Here is a 25,952-nt window from a genome sequence, read left to right as displayed (position 1 = left end):
AAAAAAGTTGAATTTTCCCCTATTTTCTAGTAAAATGAAGACATTATAGAAAGAGGAGAAAATCATTGCTTACAGTATCAGACGTCTCACTACGTTTTAGTGATCGAAAATTGTTTGACGATGTCAATATCAACTTTACAGAAGGAAATACGTACGGTCTCATCGGTGCCAACGGTGCTGGAAAGTCAACCTTTTTAAAAATTTTAGCTGGAGATATTGAACCAACAACTGGTCATATTTCTCTTGGCCCTGATGAACGTTTGTCTGTTTTGCGTCAAAATCACTTTGACTACGAAGACGAGCGGGTCATCGATGTTGTCATTATGGGAAATGAAAAGCTCTACAACATTATGAAGGAAAAAGATGCTATCTACATGAAAGAAGATTTCTCTGATGAAGATGGTGTCCGTGCAGCTGAACTTGAAGGTGAATTTGCCGAACTTGGTGGATGGGAAGCAGAAAGTGAAGCATCTCAATTGCTTCAAAATCTAAATATTTCAGAAGACCTTCATTATCAAACTATGAGCGAGTTAGCCAATGGGGATAAAGTGAAAGTTCTCTTAGCTAAAGCCCTTTTTGGTAAACCAGATGTCCTTCTTTTGGACGAGCCGACCAATGGATTGGATATTCAATCCATTACCTGGTTAGAAGATTTTCTGATTGATTTTGAAAATACGGTTATCGTTGTATCCCATGACCGCCACTTTTTGAATAAAGTCTGCACCCATATGGCGGATCTCGACTTTGGAAAAATTAAACTTTACGTCGGAAACTATGATTTCTGGAAAGAATCTTCTGAACTTGCAGCAAAATTACAAGCAGATAGAAATGCAAAAGCTGAAGAAAAAATTAAACAATTGCAAGAGTTTGTCGCACGTTTCTCAGCCAACGCTTCAAAATCAAAACAAGCAACTTCGCGTAAAAAAATGCTTGACAAGATTGAACTTGAAGAAATTGTTCCATCTAGTCGGAAGTACCCATTTATCAACTTTAAGGCAGAACGAGAAATTGGTAACGATCTCTTGACAGTTGAAAATCTTTCTGTCAAGATTGATGGTGAAACTATCCTTGACAATATCAGCTTTATCTTACGTCCTGGTGACAAAACCGCCCTTATCGGACAGAACGATATTCAAACAACCGCTTTGATCCGTGCATTGATGGATGATATTGAATATGAAGGAACTGTCAAGTGGGGAGTTACAACTAGTCGATCATATCTACCAAAAGACAACAGTCGTGATTTTGCAGGTGGTGAAAGTATTCTTGATTGGCTTCGTCAATTTGCAAGTAAAGAAGAAGATGACAATACTTTCCTTCGTGGTTTCTTAGGACGGATGCTCTTTTCGGGTGACGAAGTTAACAAGTCTGTCAACGTCTTGTCAGGGGGAGAAAAAGTTCGTGTCATGTTGTCTAAATTGATGCTCCTCAAGTCAAATGTTCTTGTACTGGATGATCCAACCAATCACTTGGATTTGGAGTCTATTTCAAGTTTGAATGATGGATTGAAGAATTTTAAAGAATCGATTATCTTTGCTAGCCATGACCACGAATTCATTCAAACACTCGCCAACCATATTATCGTTCTTTCAAAAAACGGCGTAATCGATCGTATTGATGAAACCTATGATGAGTTTCTTGAAAATGAAGAAGTTCAAGCAAAAGTGAAAGAACTTTGGAGTCAATCATAAAAATAAAGAGCCCTGAAATAATGATTTCAGGCTCTTTCAGTAGAAATATATGAATAAAACAAAGCTAAAAACATCCCTTTTTATAGTATCTTCTTTCCTGATTCCAGCTATCATGATGTTCTTTATTTACCTCTCACAAGGAATCTACTGGAACAGTGATACATCCCCATTATTAGGAGATGGTTATCATCAGTATGTCATTTTTGATACCACACTTCGAAATATTTTACATGGGACGGATAGCCTATTTTACAGTTTTCAAAGTGGATTAGGTATTAATTTCTATGCACTCAGTAGCTATTATCTAGGAAGTTTCTTTTCTCCTCTCGTCTACTTCTTTAATGCACAATCCATGCCGGATGCTGTTTACCTCATCACTCTTCTTAAATTTGGAGCTATTGGGTTAAGCACTTATATTAGTTTACATGGAATGTTTTCTAAAATTCCTAGATCCCTGGTTCTTACCCTTTCAACATCATTTGCTCTTATGAGCTTTGCTATCAGCCAAATTGAAATCAAAACTTGGCTAGATGTTTTTATCCTAGCACCATTAATTCTTTATGGATTCAAAAAACTCATTTACAATGAGGGAGAGATTCTCTACTTTATCAGCTTAACCAGCTTGTTTATCCAAAATTATTATTTTGGGTTTATGATGTCTATTTTTCTTATTTTATGGTACTTGACACAACTGTCATGGGACATCAAAGTAATTGGAAAACGCTTCTTTCATTTTGTAATTGTATCTCTTTTATCAGTTATAACAAGCCTTGTGATGTTATATCCAACCTTCTTAGATTTACGCACTCATGGAGAAAGTTTTTCAAAGGTTGACAGTATCTTTACAGAAAAAAGTTGGTATCTTGACGTATTTGCAAAAAATTTCATTGGAAGTTTTGACACTACTAAATATGGATCAATTCCAATGATCTACGTGGGATTATTTCCACTTCTTTTAGCGATTACCTTTTTCTTTGTAAAGTCGATCAAGTTTCACGTGAAACTTTCTTACTTTATACTCTTGACCATTCTTATTTTGAGTTTTCGTTTTCAATTATTAGATCTCCTTTGGCAAGGTATGCACGCGCCGAATATGTTTCTTCATCGATACTCTTGGATCTTTTCTTTGACGATTATTCTGATGGCAGGAGAAGTACTAAATCGAATAGAGGAGATCACTTGGATTCGTTTTAGTCTTGCTAATTTTCTCCTTATTCTAGGATTTGGAGCAACTGTCCTTTACAGCAGTCACTATAAATTTTTAGATGCAGTCAATTTCATTGTTACTTTTGAGTTTTTAATTGCTTTCTATTTGGTCTGTTTAGGATTTATCCTAAAAAAGATACTGCCTAGACTTTTCTATCTTTCGATCCTGTTTTTCTCCATCTTTGAATTATCGGTGAATAGTTATTATCAAATGGAAGGTATTGCGAATGAATGGGTCTTTGCTTCTCGATCATCCTACGAACGAGACTTAAAAGCCATCCAATCCTTAGTAAGAGAGAAGACAGACTCTAATTATCGGACTGAGATTCTACAGCCACAAACGGGCAATGATAGCATGAAGTATGGTTATAATGGAATTTCTCAATTTTCATCTGTACGAAATACGGATGCTAGTTCGACATTAGACAAACTTGGATTTAAATCTGAAGGAACCAACCTCAATCTTAGATACCAAAACAATTCTATTTTAATGGATAGTCTATTTGGTGTTCGCTATAATTTAAGCCAACAACCTGTTCAAAAATTTGGATTTAAAGAGATTGCAACCAAAAATGGAGTCTCACTTTCAGAAAACGAATATGCCTTACCAATCGCCTTTCTGTCAGCAAAACCTTATAAAAATACTTCCTTTACGAATTTGACACTGGATAATCAGACACGATTCATCCATCAAATCACAGATGAAAAATATAAATTTTATAAGAAATTAAATATTCTCTCGCCTACTTCACAAAATACTACATCTTCGTTGCAAACTGCAAAAATTGAAGAAGATAGTCATCTATCCTACGCAAGTATTCAATATGAAGTAACGGTTCCTGCCCATAGCCAACTATATGTCAATGTTCCAAATTTACAATTTTCAAACGATGATCGGAAAGATATTGAAATCAGCTACAATGGACAGACCCAACGCTATACCATTGATAATGCCTTTCCATTCTTTTCGATTGGCCATTTTGACACAGAGGAAACAGTTACTATTCGTTTGAGTTTTCCAGAAAATTCGACAGTCTCCTTTGATACACCAGAATTTTTTGCTCTGGATCTTGACCAATACACACAAGCTATCGCTAGTATTCGTCAGCAAGAAGTTGCTATTCACAAAAAGAAAAACAAATTGGTAGCAGCCTATAACGCAAATAGAGACACTACCCTTATTTTTACACTCCCTTATGATAAAGGCTGGTCAGCTAAACAAAATGGAAAACCTATCCAAATTCATCGCATCCAGAAAGGATTATTGGGAGTTCGTGTTTCAAAAGGATCCGGAACAGTCACCTTAACATTTGTTCCCCAAGGCTTCATTGAAGGACTCATTGCCTTTTTCGTTGGAATCATTCTCTTCTTCCTCTACGAATGGAGACAAATAAAAAGACGAAAAAGCTAAGGAATCTAACCATCGTTCACTTATAAATAAAAGGCTAGGATAGTCATTATCCTAGCCTTTTTCAAAACAAAAAAACACCCAAATGGGTGCTATACTAGCTCCGCCAGTAGGACTCGAACCTACGACATCATGATTAACAGTCATGCGCTACTACCAACTGAGCTATGGCGGAATGAGATATAGTCCGTACGGGATTCGAACCCGTGTTACCGCCGTGAAAAGGCGGTGTCTTAACCCCTTGACCAACGGACCATATATTCATTAACAGAACATATCCCATTATATCAGAATTTAACTAATTGTCAAGCACTAAATTCTAAATTTTGCTCTTCGATTAATTTTTTGACACGTTTGATATTGCTTCTTGAGATTGGACAAGAATACCCTTCTTTCAACAACAACTGTTTCCTTTTCTTATCCATTCCAACGATCATACTTCTATTCACGATATAAGATTGATGGGGACTGAAATATCTCTCCTCCACATCTTTCTCCAAGACATCTGATAAACTTCCTGCAATTTCTTTTTGAAAATTTTTCCCAACTAAGTTTAATTTATAAGCAGAACCAACAGTTTCAATATAAAGAATATCTTTAAATGGAATTTTTATCTTTTTATCCTTAAAGTCATACTCAAAATAATCTGTCAAATCATCATTTCCAATTTGAATAGTTGTTAGGTACTCAATACACTCCTTGATTTTTAATCTAAATAAATCTTCATTCAAATTTTTATCAATAAAATCCAAGGCAGATACTTTATAACGATAGGTAATCGAAGCGAATTCTGATTTTGTAGTAATAAAAACAATAATAGCATAAGGATTTGCTTCTCGTATTTTTTGAGCAATTTCCAACCCACAATACTCATTGTCTTGGATATGAATATCTAGAAAATATAATTGGTGGATATCCGAATGCTGGATATAATTTTCAAATTCCGAAATTTTACCGGTAGAAATCACTTCAAGTTTAATTTCTAATTCCTTAGCAATTTCTGCAATATGTTTTTCTACCCGTATCTGTTGAGAGAGCTCATCTTCTAATAAAAAAATCTTCATTCTTGTTCGTATCCTCCAATCTTCAAAACTTGTAAAAAACGATTTCCTTGCAATTCCGTTTCTAAAAACATCGTTCCATAATTTGCTAAGATTTTTCTCACATTATTTAATCCTAGTCCTCTATTTTCTCCTTTTGTCGAATAGCCTTCTTCATATATTTTTCTAATATCAAAAGTGATTTCATTTGTTGTATTATGAATCACTAAGTAAACAATTTTTGAAATAGAGAAAATAGCAATATGAACTTTCTTTTCTTCTGCTTCTTTTGAAGCTTCCAAAGCGTTTGTCACTAGAATCCCAACGATTCTCACGATATCTAATAAATCAACTGGTAGTTGCTCGATTGGTTCACTCGTTTCAAAGGTCATTTCTACCCCAGCATCTCTTGCATCCAACCAGCCTCGAATCAAAATACTTCGTAAAGCAGAATCTTTGATATTGACCAAGTTGAATCCTGATAATGCTTCTGTATTGATCTCTTTATAACCTTTTTCCAATACTTCTCTATGGATTCTCTGTATTTCTGGAATATTTTCTTCCTCAATGGCTAACGACATAGAAATAACTAAATTTCCCAAATCATGACGAAATCCCCTGACAATAGAATAGAGACTTTGAATTTCAGCCATATACCGACTCATTTGTTGCTCAGAAAATTCTTTATACTCCAGTTCTAAATTTTTACGATACTGATCTCGCTCGATTTTCATATGGAATAAGCTGACTACAAAAGAGAAAAAACAAATCGTTGCCAACATACTCCCAAAATTTTTATATTGCGCTTGTTCACTAATCCATAAAGCAAAATTAATCACTACAAATATAGCAAAATAGACACAGATGAGTCTCTTTAAATATTTTTCAAATTCTTTCTCATAAAAAGGAGTGAAATCAAATTCAAATAGGTCAATTAACTTCAAAATGATTCCTAAAGAAATCAAACGAATGCACATATTGTAGACAATCGAGTAAGCTGCTACAACAGCATCCCCCAATACTGAAGAGACAATTATCGTCAGAAAAGTTGCTGTTCCTTCAACCGCTAAATAAGTAAAAAAAGAATAAAAAATGGCGCACAAGCGATTCGTCCGATTGGCATAATGATAATAAGGATATAAATAAACCGGCCATAAGAGCATATTTAAATCAGAGAGTCGAATATTTGAAAATAAAGTCACATCTAAAAATACTAAGAGACTTTCAAAAAGAAGAACAAAGGTGCTCAGCAGAAAGATAAATGCAAATTGATGTTCCTGATAGATTTTTTCGTCCACTAATGCAAACGTCAGAACAATGATCCCTCCCAAGAGAAAAGACAAGATTAATGACTGAATCACACAAACTCTCCCACTTTGTTTTTTCTATTTTATTATACTCTAGTATTATTATAAAAAAATAAAATTTTATATACAAAAAATTATAATATAAAATAGCCTAAAATTAAAGGGAATAGGTAAAATTGTAATGTTTTTAATGTTTTTGTTACATGAATGAAAACTATTTTACACAATTTATATAATCTACACTTTGCACTATATAGGGATTGTTAGTTCTTTTTTAAAATATTCCTAATAAATCATTTCATCACTATTAATCTATAGCAAAGTATACAAAAATTAATAGATAATGAAAATTTATACATTTTAACATAAAAGAAAAGATGCAGCAAAAGCTGCATCTCTCATTTGATCCCAGCAGGATTCGAACCTGCGACCGTTCGCTTAGAAGGCGAATGCTCTATCCAGCTGAGCTATGAGACCGAACTTACTTCATTTTAGCAGAAAAAGGAAGGAGCGTCAAGGTTATTTATGGTAAGGACTCCCCTGTTGAATCATGAAAGCACGATAGATTTGTTCCACCAACACTAATTTCATCAACTGATGAGGAAGAGTTAATTGACCAAAGCTCATTAATAGATTTCCTCTTTTTTTCACTTCAGGAGACAGACCAAGACTGCCTCCAATAACAAAAGTAAGGTTTGAATAACCAGATGTCATAATCTGGTCAATCGTTTGACTAAATTTATCTGAAGGAAATTGTTTTCCTTCGATGGCTAATACAATCACATATTCCTTATCTGAAATCTTAGAGAGAATTCGTTGTCCCTCTTTTTCAAGGATTTGTTGATTTTCGAGTTGACTGGCACGATCTGGAGTTTTTTCATCAACTAACTCAACCTGTTCTACTTTTGCAAATCGACCAAGCCTTTTAATATACTCCGCGATCCCATCTTTTAAGTATTTTTCTTTTAATTTTCCAACGGTTATCAATTTAATTTTCATTCCCCTATTGTAGCATAATTCTTCAATTCCACAAATAATCCACAGCTATAGAAAGGAAATCTATTCTATAAAGTCCTTTTTAAAGCCATTTCTCAACTAAATTCTACAAGTTATCCACAATTTGTGGATAACTTTAGTTATTTAAGATATAATTAAGAAAGTTTTTCTATACTCTAGACAATTTGATATCCTTAGGAGGAAAATATGAAATCTTCATCTAATTTACTGAAAAAAGTTGGAAACATAGCCCTCATTTTTGTTGTAGGTTTTCTAGGTGGTATTCTTGGAACCTTTTTAACCTTACAAACATCTCATTCTTCTACTTCAAATACTGAAAGTAAGCAAGTCCACTCAACCACTGTTAAAACAGCTTATAAAAATACAACCTCAACTAGTGAGGCCGTAGACAAGGTGAAAAATGCTGTAGTTTCTGTGATTACTTATTCTGATTCTTCGAATCAAGGGTTATTTGAAAAAGAAGAAAACTCTGACTCACAAATTTCTAGTGAAGGTTCTGGGGTCATTTATAAAAAAGAAGGAAAATATGCCTACCTTGTTACCAACACCCATGTGATCAATGGTGCTAAAAAAGTAGATATTCTTTTAGCAGATGGGAATAAAGTCCCCGGAGAAGTAGTTGGGTCAGATGTCTATTCTGATATTGCAGTCGTTCGTATTAGTGCGGATAAAGCAAAGGCAGTAGCTGAATTCGGAGATTCAAACCAATTAACAGTCGGTGAGACTGCAATTGCAATTGGTAGCCCTCTTGGAACAGATTATGCGAATTCTGTTACCCAAGGAATTATTTCCAGCCAAGGCCGCAATGTGAAATTGAAAGCCGATAATGGACAAAATATCTCTACACGCGCCCTACAAACAGACGCAGCCATCAACCCAGGAAATTCTGGAGGCCCATTAATCAATATTCAAGGACAAGTCATCGGGATTACCTCAAGTAAAATTTCAAATAACGGACAAACGTCAGTAGAAGGAATGGGATTTGCAATTCCTGCAAATGATGTTGTCAATATTATCAAGCAACTAGAAGAAAAAGGAAAAGTAGTTCGACCAGCTCTTGGAATCCAAATGATGGATTTATCCAACCTTTCAACTTCTGATTTAAGCCAATTAAAACTTCCTGAAAAAATCTCTGGAGGAGTACTAGTTCGTTCAACACTTGAAAATATGCCTGCTTCAGATAAATTGCAACGTTATGATGTCATCACAAAGATCGATGATACAGATATCGAGTCAACGGCAGATTTACAATCCGCCCTCTATTCTCACCAAATCAATGATACAATCAAGGTCACATTCTATCGTGATGGAAAACAACAAACAACTTCTATCAAGTTGACAAAATCAACTGAGGATCTGAGCGATTAACTTTCACTTTCTTGACATACTTGTAAACACACCTTTACGAATTTGTAAAGGTGTGTTATTCTATTCATAAGATGGAAAAATTAGAAAAAATAGCGGTAAAGGACATTCGAACCAATCCTTTCCAACCAAGAAAAGTATTTGATCAAGAAAAATTAGAAGAACTGGCTCAGTCAATCAAAGAAAATGGCTTAATTCAACCCATTATTGTCAGAAAATCTCCAATAATTGGTTTTGAATTGCTTGCAGGTGAAAGACGTTTTAGAGCTTCAAAAATTGCTGGATTAGAGCTTGTTCCTGCGATTATTAAAGAGTTAACGGATCAAGAAATGATGCGACAAGCCATTATTGAAAATCTTCAACGAGAAGATCTCAATCCAATTGAAGAAGCCATCTCCTACCAGAAGCTCGTTGATCATGGCTATAAGCACGACCAAATCGCTCAATTTATGGGGAAATCTAGACCCTATATCAGCAATATGCTTCGCTTGTTACATCTAGCTCCCTCTGTTCAAGAAGCAGTCATTCAAAATGATATTTCTTCGGCTCATGCGCGTGTTCTTGTTCCTCTTGATGAAGAAGAGCAGCGCTTTTGGTTGGAGCGAATCAAACAGGATCATTTAAATGTTCGAACATTAGAAAGCAAGATCAGTTCAAAAAGAAAACAGAAAAATAAAAAAGCAAAAGAGAGCTTCCTACTGGAAGAGGAACAGCGATTGAAAAAAATATTAGGAACAGATGTGACGATACACTCCTCTTCTCAAAATAAAGGAACTATCCAAATTTCTTTTTCCAGTCTTGATGAATACCAACGAATTATCAACAGCCTTAAATAAGGCTGTTATTTTTATTTTTTGTATTGACAAGCTTTTCCACCATAAAAATCTTTTGTAAATAGCAGAAAAATAAGGATATTCTCTAGTTATCCCCACTTTGTGGATAACTTTTAAAAACAATGTGAATTTAAATCCACAACTTGTGGAAAAGTTTAAAACTATAATTTAATTTCATGAAATTTAGCCTGTGGAAAACTATTTTTGTTTGTGGTAGAATAGGAGTACGTATGATTTGATACAATTCAAGAAAAGGAGGGAAGTCTGATAGTGTCACAAGAAGAGCAATTTTGGTCTCGTTTTTTAGAATTAGCCCAATTACAACTAAAAGATAGTGCCTATGATTTTTTTGTCGCCGATTCAAAATTAGTCAAAATCGATGGAGAAACGGCTACCATTTATCTTGATGGAAATTATAAAGAATTATTTTGGGAAACAAATCTAAAAAATGCTTTGATCACAGCCAGCTTTGAAGTCTACAATACAGATTTGAAGTTCCATTTCGTTTTTGAAGATACCGAAGAAATTCCTAGTAGTCATAGCAGTGAGAGTAGGAGATTATCTTCAGCTAGCTTAACAACCGAACCGTTGCCTAAAATTGATACAGGTCTGAAATCAAAGTACACCTTTGATAATTTTGTGCAAGGGGATGGAAATATTTGGGCGAAAGCAGCAGCGCTTGCAGTTTCTGAAAATCTTGCAACAACTTACAACCCTCTCTTTATCTATGGTGGACCAGGGCTTGGAAAGACTCACCTATTGAACGCAATTGGAAATCAAATCCTAGAAAATATTCCAAACGCACGGGTTAAGTATGTCCCAGCAGAAACCTTTATTAATGAATTTTTAGAACACCTTCGATTAGGAGAAATGAAGACGTTCAAGAATACCTATCGAAGTCTTGATCTCTTACTGATCGATGATATCCAGTCACTCGGCGGGAAAAAAGTCACGACTCAAGAGGAATTCTTTAATACCTTTAATGCCCTCCATAGCGACAACAAACAGATTGTTCTAACAAGCGATCGAAGTCCGGATCATTTAGACAGTCTTGAAGAGCGGCTGGTTACTCGTTTCAAATGGGGACTAACGCAAAATATAACACCACCTGATTTTGAAACTCGGATTGCCATCTTACGGAATAAAATTGAAGATCTAGACTATATTTTTCCTAATGACACACTAGAATATCTAGCTGGTCAGTTTGATTCAAATGTCCGAGACTTAGAAGGTGCCTTAAATGATATTTCTTTAATGGCGAAGGTGAAGAAACTAAAAGAAATTACGATCGATGTTGCAGCTGAAGCTATTCGAGCTCGTAAAAATGATAATAGCAAGACGCTTGTCATCCCCATTGAAAAAATTCAGGAAGCAGTTGGAGCCTTTTATGGAGTCAGTGTAAAAGAAATCAAAGGTTCTCGAAGAGTTCAGAATATTGTCCTAGCACGACAAGTGGCCATGTATCTTTCAAGAGAGATGACGGACAACTCACTTCCTCGAATCGGAAAAGAATTCGGTGGAAAAGACCACACGACTGTCATTCATGCTTATGAAAAAATTAAAAGTATGGTCGACACAGATGATAATCTACGACTCGAAATTCAAAGTATCAAGAAAAAGTTAAATTAATCTGTGGATAACTTCCTCTAAACTTCTAAGGGTTATGCACAATTTTTAAACAAGTAACTTTTTAAGTCATAGATAGGATTCTGAGAGTTTTCCACAACTTCCACACAATCTACTATTACTATTATCTTACTAATCATAAAATAAATAAAAGGAATGACCATGATAAATTTTTCTATTAACAAAACTTTATTTTTACAAGCACTAAATACTACCAAAAGAGCGATCAGTTCAAAAAATGCTATCCCAATTCTTTCCACGATTAAAATTGATGTCACTCCAGAAGGAGTTGCCTTATCTGGATCGAATGGCCAAATTTCAATTGAAAACTTTATTTCTATCAAAGATGAAAATGCTGGTTTACTAGTGACCTCTCCAGGTTCTATTTTATTGGAAGCAACTTTCTTTATTAATGTGGTTTCAAGTTTACCAGATGTTACTTTAGATTTTAAAGAGATTGAACAAAAACAGGTTCTTTTAACAAGTGGAAAATCAGAAATTACACTTAAAGGAAAAGATGCAGATCAATATCCACGTATTCAAGAAATTGCTGCAAGTAATCCATTAGTTTTGGAAACAAAATTATTAAAACAATTAATTAATGAAACAGCATTTGCAGCAAGTGTACAAGAAAGTCGTCCAATTTTGACAGGTGTTCACTTTGTTTTATCGGATAATAAAGAGCTAAAAACAGTAGCAACAGACTCTCACCGTATGAGTCAAAAAGTGATTACACTGGAGAAAAATGGAGACAACTTTGATGTTGTCATCCCAAGTCGCTCTCTTCGTGAATTCACCTCTGTTTTTTCTGATGATATTGAAACAGTTGAGGTTTTCTTTGCTAACAATCAAATTCTCTTTAGAAGTGAACACATTAGTTTTTATACCCGTTTGCTAGAAGGAAATTATCCTGATACAGACCGTCTCATTCCAACAGAATTCAATACAGAGGCAACCTTCAATGTGGCCAACCTTCGATTTGCAATGGAGCGTGCTCGTCTTCTTTCAAATGCGACTCAAAACGGAACGGTTAAATTAGAGTTCAAAAATGGAGTGGTTTCTTCCCACGTTCATTCACCAGAAGTTGGGCGAGTAAATGAAGAGATCGATACGAGCGCCGTTTCAGGAGAGGATTTGTCTATTAGCTTTAATCCAACTTATTTGATTGAAGCGCTCAAAGCTATTGACAGTGAACAAGTTGTTATTCGTTTTATTTCTTCTGTTAGACCGTTTACATTGGTTCCAGAAGGAAATGAACAAGGGTTCATTCAATTGATTACGCCAGTTCGCACAAATTAACAAAGGTGAATCATGTATACGTTAGGTGATTTTGTAGAAATGAAAAAGCCTCACGCTTGTGTGATTAAAGAAACAGGCAAGAAGGCAAATCGTTGGGAAATTACGCGACTTGGTGCAGACATAAAAATCAAGTGTAGCAATTGTGATCATGTGGTCATGATGAGTCGCCATGATTTTGAACAGAAAATGAAGAAAGTACTATAAAAGGTTCAGTCACTTATGTGACCGAACCTTTTCGATTATTTTAATTCTTCAAATTTTCCATTTTTAACTTCTTTGAAACCACCCTGTTTCATCATATCAAAAGTTGATTTGAAGCTGATATAGTCGACTTTTTTATCTTTTTGTGTCGTTACTAATTTCTTTTCAATTAGCTGATCTAAGTCTGCCTTTTCATAATTTAGTGTTGTTTTTTCAACCAAATAATCATCTTTATATTCAGCAGAATGTGTGAATCCTTTGACATCTTTGTATTCTTCATCATATTTATCGATCATTTCCTTTAATTGATCTTTCGTAACTCCCGCCTCTTTGTAATAAATAGTAGTGGTGGTTTGGTTACTGATCGCTTTATCACCTTTATGTTCTAGTGTAATACGAACATCTGTTTTCTTTTCTTGGTTGATTGCCTGAAGATAGGATTTTTGAACAGATTGTTGTCCACAAGCTCCAAGAAGAAAGAGCGTAAAGATAGCGATTAAAGAAAGAAAAATAGATTTCCATATTTGTTTTTTCATCTGAAAAACTCCTTTGTTCATTGTTAAATATAGTATATCATTTTTATCTTTTTAGAACGTTACAGTTTGATGAAAAAATCTAGTTTCAAAGGTCATGAAATATTTTATTTTTCATTACTTATCTTTTGAATTATGTTATAATAAAAGAGATTGAAATTTGAACGGAGAAAAAAGAAAAATGGTATTAACAGCAGGTATCGTTGGCTTACCAAATGTTGGTAAATCAACCCTATTTAACGCAATTACAAAAGCAGGAGCAGAGGCCGCAAACTATCCCTTTGCAACCATTGATCCAAACGTCGGGATGGTAGAAGTTCCAGATGAACGCCTCCAAAAATTGACGGAAATGATTACTCCTAAGAAGACAGTTCCGACTACTTTTGAATTTACAGATATTGCTGGGATTGTGAAAGGGGCTTCTAAGGGAGAAGGACTTGGTAATAAATTCTTGGCCAATATCCGTGAAGTAGATGCCATTGTCCATGTAGTGCGTGCTTTTGATGATGAAAATGTCATGCGGGAGCAAGGTCGTGAAGATGCCTTTGTTGATCCACTGGCAGATATTGATACCATCAATTTAGAATTAATTTTAGCCGACTTAGAGTCTGTCAATAAACGCTATGCGCGTGTAGAAAAAATCGCTCGTACACAAAAAGATAAGGATTCTGTTGCGGAATTTAATGTTCTACAAAAAATCAAACCAGTTCTTGAAGATGGTAAATCAGCTCGGACCATTGAATTCACGGAGGAAGAACAAAAAGTGGTGAAAGGACTTTTCCTTTTGACTACCAAACCAGTTCTTTATGTAGCCAATGTGGATGAAGATGTTGTTGCAGATCCAGATTCTATCGAGTATGTGAAGCAAATTCGTGACTTTGCGGCAACAGAGAATGCGGAAGTCGTGGTGATTTCTGCGCGTGCTGAGGAAGAAATTTCTGAGCTAGATGATGCAGATAAACAAGAATTTTTAGAGGCAATTGGCCTAACAGAGTCTGGAGTTGATAAACTCACGCGTGCAGCTTACCACTTGTTGGGACTTGGCACTTATTTCACAGCTGGTGAAAAAGAAGTGCGTGCTTGGACCTTCAAACGTGGTATGAAAGCTCCTCAAGCTGCTGGAATCATCCACTCTGATTTTGAAAAAGGATTTATTCGTGCCGTGACCATGTCCTATGATGATTTAGTTAAATACGGTTCTGAAAAGGCTGTAAAAGAAGCAGGACGCTTGCGCGAAGAAGGAAAAGAATATGTTGTCCAAGACGGGGACATCATGGAATTCCGTTTTAATGTATAAGATAGTTAAAAAAATGTAAAGGTTGGAAAAAATATTTCCAACCCTTTTAGTGTTTTGAAAGGAAAGAGATGACGAAATTAATTGTTGGATTGGGAAATCCAGGTGATAAGTATTTTGAAACGAAACACAATGTAGGCTTTATGTTAGTTGATCAAATGGCAAAGTCTTTAAATCTTACTTTCTCCCATGATAAGATTTTTCAAGCTGATATCGCCTCAACATTTTTGAATGGAGAAAAGGTCTATTTTGTAAAGCCGACCACTTTCATGAATGAGAGTGGAAAAGCAGTCCATGCCCTTCTGACTTATTATGGTCTGGATATTGAAGATCTTTTGGTTATTTACGATGATTTAGATATGGAAGTTGGTAAGATTCGTCTTCGAGCTAAAGGATCAGCTGGAGGTCATAACGGAATCAAATCGATTATCAATCATATTGGAACTCAGACTTTTTATCGAATTAAGATTGGAATTGGAAGACCTAAGCAGGGCATGTCAGTTGTTCATCATGTCTTAGGAAAATTTGATAAAGGCGATTACATCACTATTCTACAAACAATCGATCGAGTAGAAGAAGCGGTTAACGATTACTTGGTAGAAGAAAATTTTGAAAGAAGCATGCAGAAATACAACGGGTAAGTAGATGAATGTAATTGATTTAGTGAGTCAAAACTCCAACCTTCTATCCTGGCAACAAGGTTTGCAAAAAAATAATAGGGAATTGATCTTAGGATTATCTGCGACCACAAAGGCTATTGTAATGGCTTCAGCCTTTGATTCTATTGAAAAAGCAGTCCTCATCACTTCCAGTTATAACGAAGCAGAACGATTGGCCAGTGATTTTATTGCCTTACTTGGAGAAGAGAAAGTCCATACATTTTTGGGAGATGATAACCCTTTAGCAGAATTTGTTTTTGCTTCACAAGAAAGGCAATTTGCACGATTAGAGGCTTTGAACTTTTTATGCCAAGAAGATCGTCAAGGCATCCTTGTGACCAATGTGAGTGGTATAAAACTACTATTACCTTCTCCTAAAGTTTTTGCATCTAGCATTTTTCAATTGAAGGTTGGTCAAGAAATAGACTTAACTACTCTGAGTGAAACATTACAGAAAATTGGCTACCAAAAGGTGAGCCAAGTTTTGCAACAGGGAGAGTTTAGTCTACGAGGAGATATTTTAGATATCTTTGAGATCGACCAACTCCAACCCTATCGGATTGAATTTTTCGGAGATGAGATTGATGGAATCCGAATCTTTGACCCAGAAAGTCAGCGTTCTGTTGAAAATGTTGAAGAAGTTCAACTGAAGGCAGTGAGTGATCTATTGTTGCAAGAGGAAGATTTTATCCGTGGTCAGCAGCAAATAGAACAATTGCAAGAACAGAGTGCAAATGAAGAATTTAAATCTTATCTAGCAGAAATTCTGGGAGATATTTCTCAAAGGAAACTCCATCCGGATCTTAGGAAATTTATTAGTTTCTTTTACAAAAAGCAATATACCCTATTCGATTATCTCCCTAAACATACTCCAGTCTTTCTGGATGATTATCAAAAAATAGCAGACCAAATAGCGAGATTTGAACTAGATACAGCTAATCTCTTGACGGAAGATTTACATAAAAATAGAGCTTCTTCTCGCCAAGTGTATTTTGCAGACACCAGTACAACATTACGAAAATATACGCCTGCAACTTATTTTTCAAACTTTCAAAAAGGATTAGGAAATCTGAAGTTTGATCATTTGTATCAATTCAATCAATATCCCATGCAGGAGTTTTTTGGACAATTTGATTTACTAAAAGAGGAAATTGAACGGTATCGAAAATCAAACTATACTGTTATTGTCCAAGCAACTTCTCATCACAATCTTCAACAGCTCCATAAAAATTTAGAAGAGTATGGGATTCGATTAGATTATATTGATGGGGATACGATCATTCCTCAAGCTAGTCAATTAGTCGTTGGAGGATTAGCTCACGGTTTTCAATTTGTTGATGAAAAAATTGTCTACATTACAGAATCAGAGATTTATCAGAAAAAGATCAAACGAAAGATTCGCAGGCAAAATATTTCCAATGCAGAACGCCTAAAAAATTATAATGAATTGGAAAAAGGGGACTATGTTGTTCACCAAGTTCATGGTATTGGTCAATATTTGGGAATTGAAACGATTGAAATTTCGGGTGTCCATCGTGATTATGTTTCAATTCAATATCAAAATGGAGATCGCATCTCGATTCCTGTCGATCAGATTCAGATGTTGTCCAAATACGTTGCAAGTGATGGAAAAACGCCAAAAATTAACAAGTTAAACGATGGGCGTTTCCAAAAAACGAAGCAAAAGGTTCAGACCCAGGTAGAGGACATTGCGGATGATTTGATAAAACTTTATGCGGAGCGTAGTCAATTAGAAGGCTTTGCCTATTCCCAAGATGATGAAAATCAAGAGGCTTTTGAACAAGATTTTCCATATATTGAAACAGATGACCAATTACGTTCCATTGAAGAAATTAAAAAAGATATGGAATCGAATCGTCCGATGGACCGATTGCTGGTTGGAGACGTCGGTTTTGGAAAAACAGAGGTCGCTATGCGAGCAGCCTTTAAGGCAGTAAATGATCATAAACAAGTAGCAGTGCTGGTTCCTACCACTGTTCTTGCCCAACAACATTATGCCAATTTTAAGGAGCGTTTTGAATCTTTTGCAGTAGAGGTTGCTGTTTTAAGTCGTTTCCAGAGTAAGGCAGAGCAGAAAGAAACGCTTGAAAAGTTGAAAAAAGGACGAGTGGATATTATTATTGGAACTCACCGTCTCTTGTCCAAAGATGTTGTTTTTTCAGACTTAGGTTTAATCGTGATCGATGAAGAACAACGTTTTGGAGTGAAGCACAAAGAAACCTTGAAAGAATTGAAAAAAAAGGTGGATGTGCTTACCTTGACAGCTACCCCTATACCTCGAACTCTTCACATGTCTATGCTAGGAATTCGAGATTTGTCTGTCATCGAAACACCTCCGACCAATCGGTATCCTGTGCAAACTTTTGTATTAGAGACCAATCCAACCATTATTCGAGACGCTGTGTTGCGGGAGATGGATCGTGGAGGACAAGCCTATTATCTTTACAACAAGGTAGATACAATTGAACAAAAGGTGTCTGAATTAAAAGAGTTGATTCCAGAGGCTTCGATTGGCTTTGTTCATGGTCAGATGAGTGAGGTTCGCTTAGAAAATACCCTGTTGGATTTCATTAATGGCGAATACGATGTCTTAGTGACGACAACCATTATTGAGACAGGTGTGGATATTCCAAATGCCAATACGCTCTTTATTGAAAATGCGGATCATATGGGACTTTCAACGCTTTATCAACTAAGAGGTCGTGTGGGACGAAGCAATCGAATTGCTTATGCCTATTTGATGTATCGTCCAGACAAATCTCTTACAGAAGTGTCTGAAAAACGTTTAGAAGCGATTAAAGGTTTTACTGAGTTGGGGTCTGGATTTAAAATTGCTATGCGAGATTTATCGATCCGTGGAGCAGGGAATATCCTTGGAGCTTCTCAATCTGGTTTCATCGATTCAGTTGGTTTTGAAATGTATTCTCAATTGTTAGAAGAAGCTATTGCTAAGAAACAAGGCCAAGAGCATCGTCGGCAAAAGAGCAATGCAGAGTTGAACCTTCAAATAGATGCGTATTTACCTAATGAATATATTTCAGATCAACGTCAAAAAATTGAAATTTACAAACAAATTCGTGAAATGAATTCTACAACGGACTATGAATACTTGCAAGATGAATTGATTGATCGTTTTGGAGAATACCCAGATGTTGTGGCCTATCTACTTGAAATTGGTTTAGTGAAAGCTTACTTAGATCAAGTCTTTGTCCGTCTTGTTGAGAGAAAACAACAAAAAGTGACAGTGAAATTTGAACCTATTGCCAAACAACTGTTTTTAACACAGGATTATTTCAAAGCTCTGTCAATGACACAGTTGAAGGCACAGATTGCAGAAGAAAAGGGATTGATTGAAGTGATCTTTGATATTCGAAACAAGAAAGATTTTGAAATTTTAGAAGCTCTGAAGCAATTTGGTCAAACCTTATTGGAAATTAAACAGGAAAAAGAAGAGAACTAGCAGTTCTCAGCTCATTTTTCGCATTTTATGTATAAAAAATGATACAATACTATGTTAGAGGTGACAGTATGAGATTAGATAAATATTTAAAAGTTTCTCGCATTATTAAGCGTCGCCCTGTTGCAAAGGAAGTTGCAGATAAAGGGCGGATCAAAGTTAATGGAGTATTAGCCAAAAGTTCAACGGATTTGAAAGTGAATGATCAAATTGAAGTTCGTTTTGGAAATAAAGTATTGACGGTTAAAGTCTTGGAAATGTTGGATAGTACAAAAAAAGAAGATGCATCCAAAATGTACGAAATAATTAGTGAAACAAGGATAGAAGAAGATGCCTAAAAATATCGTTCAAATGAACAATAAATATATCAAAGACGAAAGTCAGCGAAAACGTTTTTTAGAAGAAGAAAGAAAAAAACGCAATCGTTTTCTGGGGCTCGTTTTGATATTGGTCATGTTATTGTTTATTCTTCCAACTTATAATTTAGCCCAGAGCTATCAATCGCTACAAGATAAAAAAGAACAATACAAACAGTTGGAAAAAGAGTATAAAGAAACAAGTGAACAAAAAGAATACCAACAAGACATCGCTAAAAAATTAAAAGACGATGATTATGCAACAAAATATGCACGCGCTAAGTATTCTTTTTCAAAAGATGGTGAATATGTTTATACCATCCCAGATTTACTCCCCCAATAACCGATGGAAAATATCTTACAAACAGTTAAACAATTCCTTGAATTTTCGGATGAAAAATTAGAGGAATTAAAAAAGAAAAACCAAATGATTAAACTTCAAAAGGATGAAAAGGAAAGGAATACAGGTGTCTAAACGATTTCTGCTCCTATTGTTAGTTCCAATTTTATTTATTGGGTCTCAAGCAGCGAGTATCGAGCAGTCTGAGTCTTCTCAGACAATGGCTCATCCATCAGAACTTTATTTTTCTTCAATTCCAGCGAACCCGAATGTCTATCGCAAAATTTCTGTTTTTTCTGATCCTCAGTTGAAAAAAGCAAAAGGAGAAATTCTTCCCAACACACCGTTTACAATCGAACAACTCTTTGTAAATGATGAAGGGAAAGCTGTATTTAAAATAGTAGATAAAGGATATGTATTAGCAGATTCTTCTGTCATTTTTTCTGATGTTGTACAAGAAACACAAGAAAAAAAACAAGACATGTGGCTAAAACCTGGTTTTAAAGTGTATGACCGACCCTTAATAAATGGTGCAAAAGAAAAAAATACACCTCTTTCTCCTTATACAAAAGTGACAGTCTTACGTACAGCTAAGACTTTACGAGATGAATTTGTGGAGATTGAAGGTCAGGGCTGGGTGAACAAACCATTCGTTACTGAAAAAGATAATCGAATGGAAAAAGTCCAGGACTTGTTAAATAGTAAATACAATTCTCCTTCGTATGGAATCTATGTAAAACAATTAGAGACTGGAAATACTGCTGGAATCAATCCGCAAAAAGAAATGTATTCTGCCAGTGTAACGAAATTACCATACTTGTACTACGTCCAAGAACAGCTCAATAAAAAAGCCATTTCTCCAACTACAACCTACAAATATATTCCAGAAGTCAATGATTTCAAAGGTGGCTATGAACCAGAAGGAAGTGGTAGCCTTTCAAAAACACCAGATGGAAAAGAATATAGTGTTCAAGAGTTGGTAGATAAAATTGCAAAAGAATCAGATAATGTTGGACATAATATCTTGAATTATTATGTCACTCATCAATCAGATCAAGACTTCCAAAAAACTTTGGATAAAATTGCAAAGAAACATTGGGATGTTGAAAAAAGAGAAGCATCCGCTGAAATGGCTGGCAATGTCATGGAGGCTGTCTATCAACAAAATGGCTCTATTATTGATGCACTCTCCTCTACAAAATATGATGATCAACGGATTGCGCGTGACCTTCCAGTAAAAGTTGCTCATAAAATTGGAGATGCCTATGATTTTAGACATGATGTTGCGATTGTATACACAAATTCACCCTATGTACTAGTCGTTTTTACAGATCATTCGAATTATGATACGATTTCCAACATTTCAAAGGATATCTATGAGGTATTGAAATAATGGAAAAGCGATTTTTAGAGTTTTGTGAAAAACAAGATCTATTTACTCCCCATCGCCGTGTTTTAGTTGCCTTATCTGGTGGATTGGATTCAATGAATCTGTATGAACTTTTATATAAGAATAAAGAACGATTGAAAATCCATCTGGTACTCGCTCATATCAATCATGGACAAAGACCAGAATCAGATTTAGAAGAAAGTGAACTTCGAACGCTAGCTGATAGGCGAGAGACACGTATTCATGTGGCTCACTATTCGGGTGATTTTACGGAAGCAAAAGCTCGTACCTTTCGTTATGATTTTTTTAAACAGATTATGGAGAAAGAAGATTGCACTGCTTTAGTAACAGGTCATCATGCAAATGATCAAGCTGAAACAACTTTCATGCGCTTGATACGAGGAACAAAATTACGCCATTTAAGTGGCATTCCTGTACGCCAACCATTTGGCAAGGGTGAGCTAATCCGTCCTTTGTTAATTTTTACCAAAGATGAGTTGATGGAAATCCCTCACTTTGAAGATAGTAGCAATGACTCACAGGACTATTTCCGAAATCGTGTACGCCATCAATACCTTCCTGAATTTGAAAAAGAAAATCCTCAAATGCAAGCAAGTCTTCGTTATTTAGCAGAGGAAGTGACTCATTGGCACCAAGCCCTGAAAGAATTGACTAGCGAGTTAAGTATTCAAGATTTAGCTTCTTTTAGAACGTATTCTGATTCTGTACAATCATTCTTATTAGAAGAGTATTTGGCACAATTTCCAGATTTGCAACTTGGTAGGGTACAGTTTCAAGAATTATTAGATTTACTGCGAAAAAAAAGAAATTGCGTTCATTATTTAAAGTCGAATTATGAACTACATCAAGAATATGATTTCTTTGAAATACAAAAAATCAGTCAAAAGTCGGATGACCAACCCCTCCCATTTTTGTTAGAATTTGGGAATATTTTTGAAATTGCAAATTATAAACTATCTTTTGGACAACCATTAGTAGGGGAAAATGTAGAAATTCTTTCTGTTTCACGCGAAACTCCCATCTTAATTAGAAGGAGAAAGGAAGGAGATCAGCTGCTTGTTAATGGCCACCATCAAAAATTAAGGCGGTGGTTTATCAACCATAAAATTCCAATTTCTCTTCGGCAAAAGGCTCTCATTATAGAACAGAATCATAATATTCTTTCTGTAGTGGGATTGGTAACGAGTGATTTGAGTAAGCCCTCAAAAAGTGGTATAATGAAAGATGATCTTTATATTCAAAAAATAGATAGGTAAAAACATGTTAGAAAAAGATATAAAAAAAGTATTGGTTTCACATGATGAAATTGTAGAAGCAGCAAAGAAATTGGGGGAAACCCTAACAAAAGAGTACCAAGGAAAAAATCCAATTTTTGTTGGAATTTTGAAAGGCTCTGTTCCATTTATGGCAGAGTTGATCAACCACGTGGATACACATATTGAATTGGATTTTATGCTGGTTTCAAGTTATCATGGTGGTACAGCAAGCTCAGGTATTATTAATATTATCAAGGATATCGACCAAGATATTACTGGTAGAGATATTTTATTTGTAGAAGATATTATCGATACAGGTAAAACCCTCAAGAGTCTAAAAGAACTCTTTGAAGAACGAAATGCAGGATCTGTGAAGATTGCTACCTTACTGGATAAACCTGAAGGACGTTTGGTTGAGATTGAAGCAGATTATACCTGCTTTACGATTCCAAATGAGTTTGTTGTAGGATATGGTTTAGACTATGATGAAAATTATCGTAACCTACCCTATGTTGGTGTATTAAAAGAGGAAGTGTACTCAAAATAGAGGAGACTAGATGAATAACAGAAAAAATAACGGTTTTGTTCGAAATCCATTTCTGTATTTGTTGATTATTGTAGCGGCTGTGACAGGGTTCCAGTACTTTTTTGCGGGTAATGGAGTTGGTCAAAGTCAGCAAATCAACTACACAGAATTGGTCAAAGAAATTAAAAATGATAATGTAAAAACGATCAGTTACCAACCAAATGGTAGTGTGATTGAAATTGCAGGGACCTATAATAAAGCTAAAGAATCAAAAGATGATACAGGAATTCAATTTTTTACCCCAAGTGTTCAAAAAGTATCTCGCTTTACTAGTGTCATCCTTCCATCTGACATCACTGTCAATGAATTACAAAAATTAGCAGCTGACCACAAAGCGGAAATCACTATCAAACGTGAAAGCTCAAGTGGCATGTGGATAACCATTCTGACTTCAATTGTTCCATTTGTTATCGTCATGTTCTTCTTCTTCTCAATGATGAACCAAGGCGGTGGCGGAGGTGCCCGCGGTGCCATGAACTTTGGTCGTAATAAAGCCCGCGCTGCTAATAAAGAAGATATTAAAGTTCGTTTTTCAGATGTAGCAGGAGCTGAAGAAGAAAAACAAGAACTTGTTGAAGTTGTTGAATTTTTAAAAGATCCAAAACGCTTTACTAAATTGGGTGCAAGAATCCCAGCAGGTGTGCTTCTTGAAGGCCCTCCCGGAACTGGTAAAACCCTTTTAGCAAAAGCAGTAGCTGGTGAAGCTGGAGTGCCATTCTTCAGTATTTCTGGTTCTGACTTCGTTGAAATGTTTGTCGGAGTCGGCGCTAGCCGGGTTCGTTCACTTTTTGAAGATGCTAAAAAAGCAGCACCAGCCATTATCTTTATCGATGAAATTGATGCTGTTGGGCGCCAACGTGGTGTAGGTCTTGGTGGCGGAAATGATGAACGTGAACAAACCCTTAACCAGCTCTTGATTGAGATGGATGGTTTTGAAGGCAACGAAGGAATCATTGTTATCGCAGCAACTAACCGTTCTGATGTCCTTGACCCTGCCCTTCTTCGTCCTGGCCGTTTTGACCGTAAAGTATTGGTTGGACGTCCAGATGTGAAAGGTCGTGAGGCAATTCTTCGTGTTCATGCTAAGAATAAGCCACTTGCTCAAGATGTGGACTTGAAATTGGTTGCTCAACAAACACCAGGATTTGTCGGTGCTGATCTCGAAAATGTTTTGAACGAAGCAGCCTTGGTTGCAGCTCGTCGAAATAAAAAAGTAATTGATGCTGCTGATATCGATGAAGCAGAAGATCGTGTTATTGCAGGTCCATCTAAGAAAGATCGGACGATTTCACAAAAAGAACGTGAAATGGTTGCTTATCACGAAGCTGGTCATACAATTGTTGGTCTGGTCTTATCAAATGCTCGTGTAGTTCATAAAGTTACGATTGTTCCACGTGGTCGTGCAGGCGGTTACATGATTGCCCTTCCTAAAGAAGATCAAATGTTACTTTCTAAAGAAGATATGAAAGAACAATTAGCTGGGCTCATGGGAGGACGTGTTGCCGAAGAAATTATTTTCAATTCGCAAACAACGGGTGCTTCAAATGACTTTGAACAAGCTACCCAAATGGCGCGTGCAATGGTGACAGAATATGGTATGAGTGAAAAACTTGGACCGGTCCAATATGAAGGAAATCATGCAATGTTTGGTGCTCAAAGTCCACAAAAAATGATTTCAGAACGAACAGCTTACGAAATTGATGAAGAAGTTCGTAGTCTGTTGAATGAAGCCCGTAATAAAGCGGCAGAAATTATTCAAGGAAATAGAGAAACGCATAAATTAATTGCGGAAGCTCTATTAAAATATGAAACCTTGGATAGTGTTCAAATTAAATCATTATATGAAACAGGAAAAATGCCTGAAAATTCAGAGCATGAATTAGAAGAAGAAGCAAAACCTCTATCATATGATGAGATTAAGTCAAAATTAGAAGAAAATAACTAATTCAAAAGAAGGAAAATATTTCCTTCTTTTTTTATTAAAAAAAGTGTTGACAGAGTAAAAATATTCTGTATAATAGAATATGTTGTAAAAATGGTCCGTTGGTCAAGGGGTTAAGACACCGCCTTTTCACGGCGGTAACACGGGTTCGAATCCCGTACGGACTATCGATAAACTGTCACCAAGTGGCAGTTTTTTTGTGTATTTGGACAAAATAGCTAAAAATAATAACCAAATAGTTAAAAAAACGTGCAGAATAGAAAAAAAGTCCAATGGGCTTCTTTATTTTTATAAAATACAGATAAAAGTAAAGGAGAGCTTATGGAATTTAATAAAATGTATCAAAAAGTAAAATATATCGTAAGAAAATGTGAAAAAGAATATTATATTCAATTATGGGAAAAGGATGATTGGGAACAAGAAGGACAGCTAACACTCTTTGAACTTTATCAAAAAAATCCTGAAATTGAAACAAATGAAGAATTACTTTATACATATTTCAAAACAAAATTTAGAAATCATATTAAAGATAAAATAAGACAACAGGAAAGTGATAAAAGAAAAATTAATAGACTTCCATATATTGAAATTGGAGAAATTAGTCACAGAATTTCATCAAGAAAAATATATTTAGATGAGCTGGTTGTTCTGAGAGATGCATTAAAACGTTTTAAAGAAAAATTAACCGTAAAAGAAAAAGAACAATATGAAGCATTACTAGCAAACAGAAGATGTCTAGGAAAAACAAAAATGAAAAAGAAATTAGAGAACTATTTAAAGGACTTTAAAAATTCAATTTAAAAACTGAAAGTTGACAGTGAATAAATGAACTTTCAAAAAAATAAAATTTTTTGGAAAAAAGTATTGACAGTAAGAGAAGGTCATGATATACTAATATAGTTGTCGCGCGAGAGCGACAAAGACCTTTGAAAACTGAACAAGACGAACCAATGTGCAGGGCGCTACAACAAAAGTTGTAGTAACTGAACAATAAAAAACAATAAATCTGTCAGTGACAGAATGAGTTTAAGACAAACAATTATTTTAATGAGAGTTTGATCCTGGCTCAGGATGAACGCTGGCGGCGTGCCTAATACATGCAAG

General features: G+C 35.5%; 22 protein-coding genes, 4 tRNA genes and 1 rRNA gene. 20 read left to right on the top strand and 7 right to left on the bottom strand.

Annotated elements, in window-relative coordinates:
- Positions 1-65 precede the first annotated feature (65 nt).
- Together PCY11_RS05620 and PCY11_RS05615 are read left to right on the top strand one after the other, a co-directional pair.
- Positions 66-1,691: an ATP-binding cassette domain-containing protein gene (locus PCY11_RS05620; protein ID WP_049486042.1), complete on the top strand. Its 1,626-nt coding sequence runs from the start codon at positions 66-68 to the stop codon at positions 1,689-1,691.
- A 49-nt stretch (positions 1,692-1,740) separates the two neighbouring features.
- Positions 1,741-4,308, top strand: coding sequence for a YfhO family protein (locus PCY11_RS05615; RefSeq protein ID WP_070449637.1), 2,568 nt, complete (start codon positions 1,741-1,743; stop codon positions 4,306-4,308).
- 98 nt (positions 4,309-4,406) lie between these two features.
- On the opposite strand, the gene PCY11_RS05610 is transcribed toward PCY11_RS05615, so the two are convergent.
- The 6 genes from PCY11_RS05610 to rlmH all read right to left on the bottom strand — a co-directional run bounded on the left by PCY11_RS05610 (position 4,407) and on the right by rlmH (position 7,651).
- Positions 4,407-4,480: transfer RNA gene (locus PCY11_RS05610), tRNA-Asn, on the bottom strand.
- An 8-nt stretch (positions 4,481-4,488) separates the two neighbouring features.
- Positions 4,489-4,560 (bottom strand) — tRNA-Glu (locus PCY11_RS05605).
- 50 nt (positions 4,561-4,610) lie between these two features.
- Positions 4,611-5,369 (bottom strand): LytTR family DNA-binding domain-containing protein, encoded by a 759-nt coding sequence (locus PCY11_RS05600; protein WP_070449643.1) that lies wholly within the window; start codon positions 5,367-5,369, stop codon positions 4,611-4,613.
- Positions 5,366-6,706, bottom strand: coding sequence for a GHKL domain-containing protein (locus PCY11_RS05595; RefSeq protein WP_021154164.1), 1,341 nt, complete (start codon positions 6,704-6,706; stop codon positions 5,366-5,368). Before PCY11_RS05595 ends, PCY11_RS05600 begins: the two co-directional genes overlap by 4 nt.
- Positions 6,707-7,055: 349 nt before the next feature.
- A tRNA-Arg gene (locus PCY11_RS05590) sits at positions 7,056-7,129 on the bottom strand.
- Positions 7,130-7,171: 42 nt separating this feature from the next.
- Positions 7,172-7,651 (bottom strand): 23S rRNA (pseudouridine(1915)-N(3))-methyltransferase RlmH, encoded by a 480-nt coding sequence (gene rlmH, locus PCY11_RS05585; protein WP_021154165.1) that lies wholly within the window; start codon positions 7,649-7,651, stop codon positions 7,172-7,174.
- A 204-nt stretch (positions 7,652-7,855) separates the two neighbouring features.
- On the opposite strand from rlmH, the gene PCY11_RS05580 reads away from it, so the two are divergent.
- The 5 genes from PCY11_RS05580 to PCY11_RS05560 all read left to right on the top strand — a co-directional run bounded on the left by PCY11_RS05580 (position 7,856) and on the right by PCY11_RS05560 (position 12,996).
- Complete coding sequence (locus PCY11_RS05580) at positions 7,856-9,037, top strand: S1C family serine protease (protein WP_021154166.1); 1,182 nt, start codon at positions 7,856-7,858, stop codon at positions 9,035-9,037.
- A 71-nt stretch (positions 9,038-9,108) separates the two neighbouring features.
- Entirely contained in the window at positions 9,109-9,870 is a 762-nt protein-coding gene (locus PCY11_RS05575; protein WP_049495811.1) for a ParB/RepB/Spo0J family partition protein, read from the top strand.
- Between the two features lie 267 nt (positions 9,871-10,137).
- A complete protein-coding gene (gene dnaA / locus PCY11_RS05570) occupies positions 10,138-11,496 on the top strand; it encodes a chromosomal replication initiator protein DnaA (RefSeq protein ID WP_070449645.1) in 1,359 nt (452 codons plus the stop codon).
- 159 nt (positions 11,497-11,655) lie between these two features.
- Positions 11,656-12,792 carry a DNA polymerase III subunit beta gene (gene dnaN / locus PCY11_RS05565; RefSeq protein ID WP_021154169.1) on the top strand — a complete coding sequence of 379 codons (1,137 nt, stop codon included), beginning with the start codon at positions 11,656-11,658 and terminating at the stop codon, positions 12,790-12,792.
- A 12-nt stretch (positions 12,793-12,804) separates the two neighbouring features.
- Entirely contained in the window at positions 12,805-12,996 is a 192-nt protein-coding gene (locus tag PCY11_RS05560) for a DUF951 domain-containing protein (protein ID WP_003002008.1), read from the top strand.
- Positions 12,997-13,031: 35 nt separating this feature from the next.
- On the opposite strand, the gene PCY11_RS05555 is transcribed toward PCY11_RS05560, so the two are convergent.
- Positions 13,032-13,529 (bottom strand): DUF1307 domain-containing protein, encoded by a 498-nt coding sequence (locus PCY11_RS05555; RefSeq protein WP_049507418.1) that lies wholly within the window; start codon positions 13,527-13,529, stop codon positions 13,032-13,034.
- Positions 13,530-13,707: 178 nt separating this feature from the next.
- On the opposite strand from PCY11_RS05555, the gene ychF reads away from it, so the two are divergent.
- From ychF to PCY11_RS05490, 13 genes are all read left to right on the top strand, one after another.
- The gene (ychF, locus tag PCY11_RS05550) at positions 13,708-14,823 is read left to right on the top strand and encodes a redox-regulated ATPase YchF (RefSeq protein WP_049523091.1); all 1,116 of its coding nucleotides are present in this window, start codon (positions 13,708-13,710) and stop codon (positions 14,821-14,823) included.
- 68 nt (positions 14,824-14,891) lie between these two features.
- Positions 14,892-15,461, top strand: a complete 570-nt coding sequence (pth, locus tag PCY11_RS05545; protein ID WP_021154173.1) for an aminoacyl-tRNA hydrolase — start codon at positions 14,892-14,894, stop codon at positions 15,459-15,461.
- 4 nt (positions 15,462-15,465) lie between these two features.
- The gene (mfd, locus tag PCY11_RS05540; protein ID WP_061590651.1) at positions 15,466-18,960 is read left to right on the top strand and encodes a transcription-repair coupling factor; all 3,495 of its coding nucleotides are present in this window, start codon (positions 15,466-15,468) and stop codon (positions 18,958-18,960) included.
- 68 nt (positions 18,961-19,028) lie between these two features.
- Positions 19,029-19,295, top strand: coding sequence for an RNA-binding S4 domain-containing protein (locus PCY11_RS05535; RefSeq protein ID WP_003002258.1), 267 nt, complete (start codon positions 19,029-19,031; stop codon positions 19,293-19,295).
- Positions 19,288-19,656: a septum formation initiator family protein gene (locus PCY11_RS05530; protein ID WP_003009251.1), complete on the top strand. Its 369-nt coding sequence runs from the start codon at positions 19,288-19,290 to the stop codon at positions 19,654-19,656. Before PCY11_RS05535 ends, PCY11_RS05530 begins: the two co-directional genes overlap by 8 nt.
- Positions 19,657-19,659: 3 nt before the next feature.
- Positions 19,660-19,788 (top strand): SP_0009 family protein, encoded by a 129-nt coding sequence (locus PCY11_RS05525; protein ID WP_003009253.1) that lies wholly within the window; start codon positions 19,660-19,662, stop codon positions 19,786-19,788.
- The gene (locus PCY11_RS05520; RefSeq protein WP_231065220.1) at positions 19,781-21,046 is read left to right on the top strand and encodes a serine hydrolase; all 1,266 of its coding nucleotides are present in this window, start codon (positions 19,781-19,783) and stop codon (positions 21,044-21,046) included. Before PCY11_RS05525 ends, PCY11_RS05520 begins: the two co-directional genes overlap by 8 nt.
- Positions 21,046-22,320 (top strand): tRNA lysidine(34) synthetase TilS, encoded by a 1,275-nt coding sequence (gene tilS, locus PCY11_RS05515; protein WP_023920007.1) that lies wholly within the window; start codon positions 21,046-21,048, stop codon positions 22,318-22,320. The genes PCY11_RS05520 and tilS overlap by 1 nt, the downstream gene beginning before the upstream one ends.
- Positions 22,321-22,324: 4 nt before the next feature.
- Entirely contained in the window at positions 22,325-22,867 is a 543-nt protein-coding gene (hpt, locus tag PCY11_RS05510; RefSeq protein WP_021154179.1) for a hypoxanthine phosphoribosyltransferase, read from the top strand.
- Between the two features lie 10 nt (positions 22,868-22,877).
- Positions 22,878-24,851: an ATP-dependent zinc metalloprotease FtsH gene (ftsH, locus tag PCY11_RS05505; protein WP_049485696.1), complete on the top strand. Its 1,974-nt coding sequence runs from the start codon at positions 22,878-22,880 to the stop codon at positions 24,849-24,851.
- A gap of 92 nt (positions 24,852-24,943) precedes the next feature.
- Positions 24,944-25,015: transfer RNA gene (locus PCY11_RS05500), tRNA-Glu, on the top strand.
- A 154-nt stretch (positions 25,016-25,169) separates the two neighbouring features.
- Positions 25,170-25,649, top strand: a complete 480-nt coding sequence (locus PCY11_RS05495; protein WP_003009261.1) for a sigma-70 family RNA polymerase sigma factor — start codon at positions 25,170-25,172, stop codon at positions 25,647-25,649.
- A 242-nt stretch (positions 25,650-25,891) separates the two neighbouring features.
- Positions 25,892-25,952, top strand: a 16S ribosomal RNA gene (locus PCY11_RS05490); the annotation flags it as partial.

Origin of the sequence: Streptococcus sp. SP8, assembly GCF_030440045.1 — a bacterium.
GTDB lineage: Bacteria > Bacillota > Bacilli > Lactobacillales > Streptococcaceae > Streptococcus > Streptococcus parasanguinis_I.
Note: the sequence above shows the minus strand (reverse complement) of the source record. Positions and strands in the feature narration are given on the sequence as shown.

Coding starts and splice junctions, on each gene's coding strand:
- mfd (WP_061590651.1), top strand. CDS start 15,466: ATGAATGTAATTGATTTAGTGAGTCAAAACTCCAACCTTCTATCCTGG.
- PCY11_RS05530 (WP_003009251.1), top strand. CDS start 19,288: ATGCCTAAAAATATCGTTCAAATGAACAATAAATATATCAAAGACGAA.
- PCY11_RS05600 (WP_070449643.1), bottom strand. CDS start 5,369: ATGAAGATTTTTTTATTAGAAGATGAGCTCTCTCAACAGATACGGGTA.
- rlmH (WP_021154165.1), bottom strand. CDS start 7,651: ATGAAAATTAAATTGATAACCGTTGGAAAATTAAAAGAAAAATACTTA.
- PCY11_RS05575 (WP_049495811.1), top strand. CDS start 9,109: ATGGAAAAATTAGAAAAAATAGCGGTAAAGGACATTCGAACCAATCCT.
- tilS (WP_023920007.1), top strand. CDS start 21,046: ATGGAAAAGCGATTTTTAGAGTTTTGTGAAAAACAAGATCTATTTACT.
- PCY11_RS05615 (WP_070449637.1), top strand. CDS start 1,741: ATGAATAAAACAAAGCTAAAAACATCCCTTTTTATAGTATCTTCTTTC.
- ftsH (WP_049485696.1), top strand. CDS start 22,878: ATGAATAACAGAAAAAATAACGGTTTTGTTCGAAATCCATTTCTGTAT.
- ychF (WP_049523091.1), top strand. CDS start 13,708: ATGGTATTAACAGCAGGTATCGTTGGCTTACCAAATGTTGGTAAATCA.
- PCY11_RS05495 (WP_003009261.1), top strand. CDS start 25,170: ATGGAATTTAATAAAATGTATCAAAAAGTAAAATATATCGTAAGAAAA.
- PCY11_RS05580 (WP_021154166.1), top strand. CDS start 7,856: ATGAAATCTTCATCTAATTTACTGAAAAAAGTTGGAAACATAGCCCTC.
- hpt (WP_021154179.1), top strand. CDS start 22,325: ATGTTAGAAAAAGATATAAAAAAAGTATTGGTTTCACATGATGAAATT.
- PCY11_RS05555 (WP_049507418.1), bottom strand. CDS start 13,529: ATGAAAAAACAAATATGGAAATCTATTTTTCTTTCTTTAATCGCTATC.
- PCY11_RS05525 (WP_003009253.1), top strand. CDS start 19,660: ATGGAAAATATCTTACAAACAGTTAAACAATTCCTTGAATTTTCGGAT.
- PCY11_RS05535 (WP_003002258.1), top strand. CDS start 19,029: ATGAGATTAGATAAATATTTAAAAGTTTCTCGCATTATTAAGCGTCGC.
- dnaN (WP_021154169.1), top strand. CDS start 11,656: ATGATAAATTTTTCTATTAACAAAACTTTATTTTTACAAGCACTAAAT.
- pth (WP_021154173.1), top strand. CDS start 14,892: ATGACGAAATTAATTGTTGGATTGGGAAATCCAGGTGATAAGTATTTT.
- PCY11_RS05560 (WP_003002008.1), top strand. CDS start 12,805: ATGTATACGTTAGGTGATTTTGTAGAAATGAAAAAGCCTCACGCTTGT.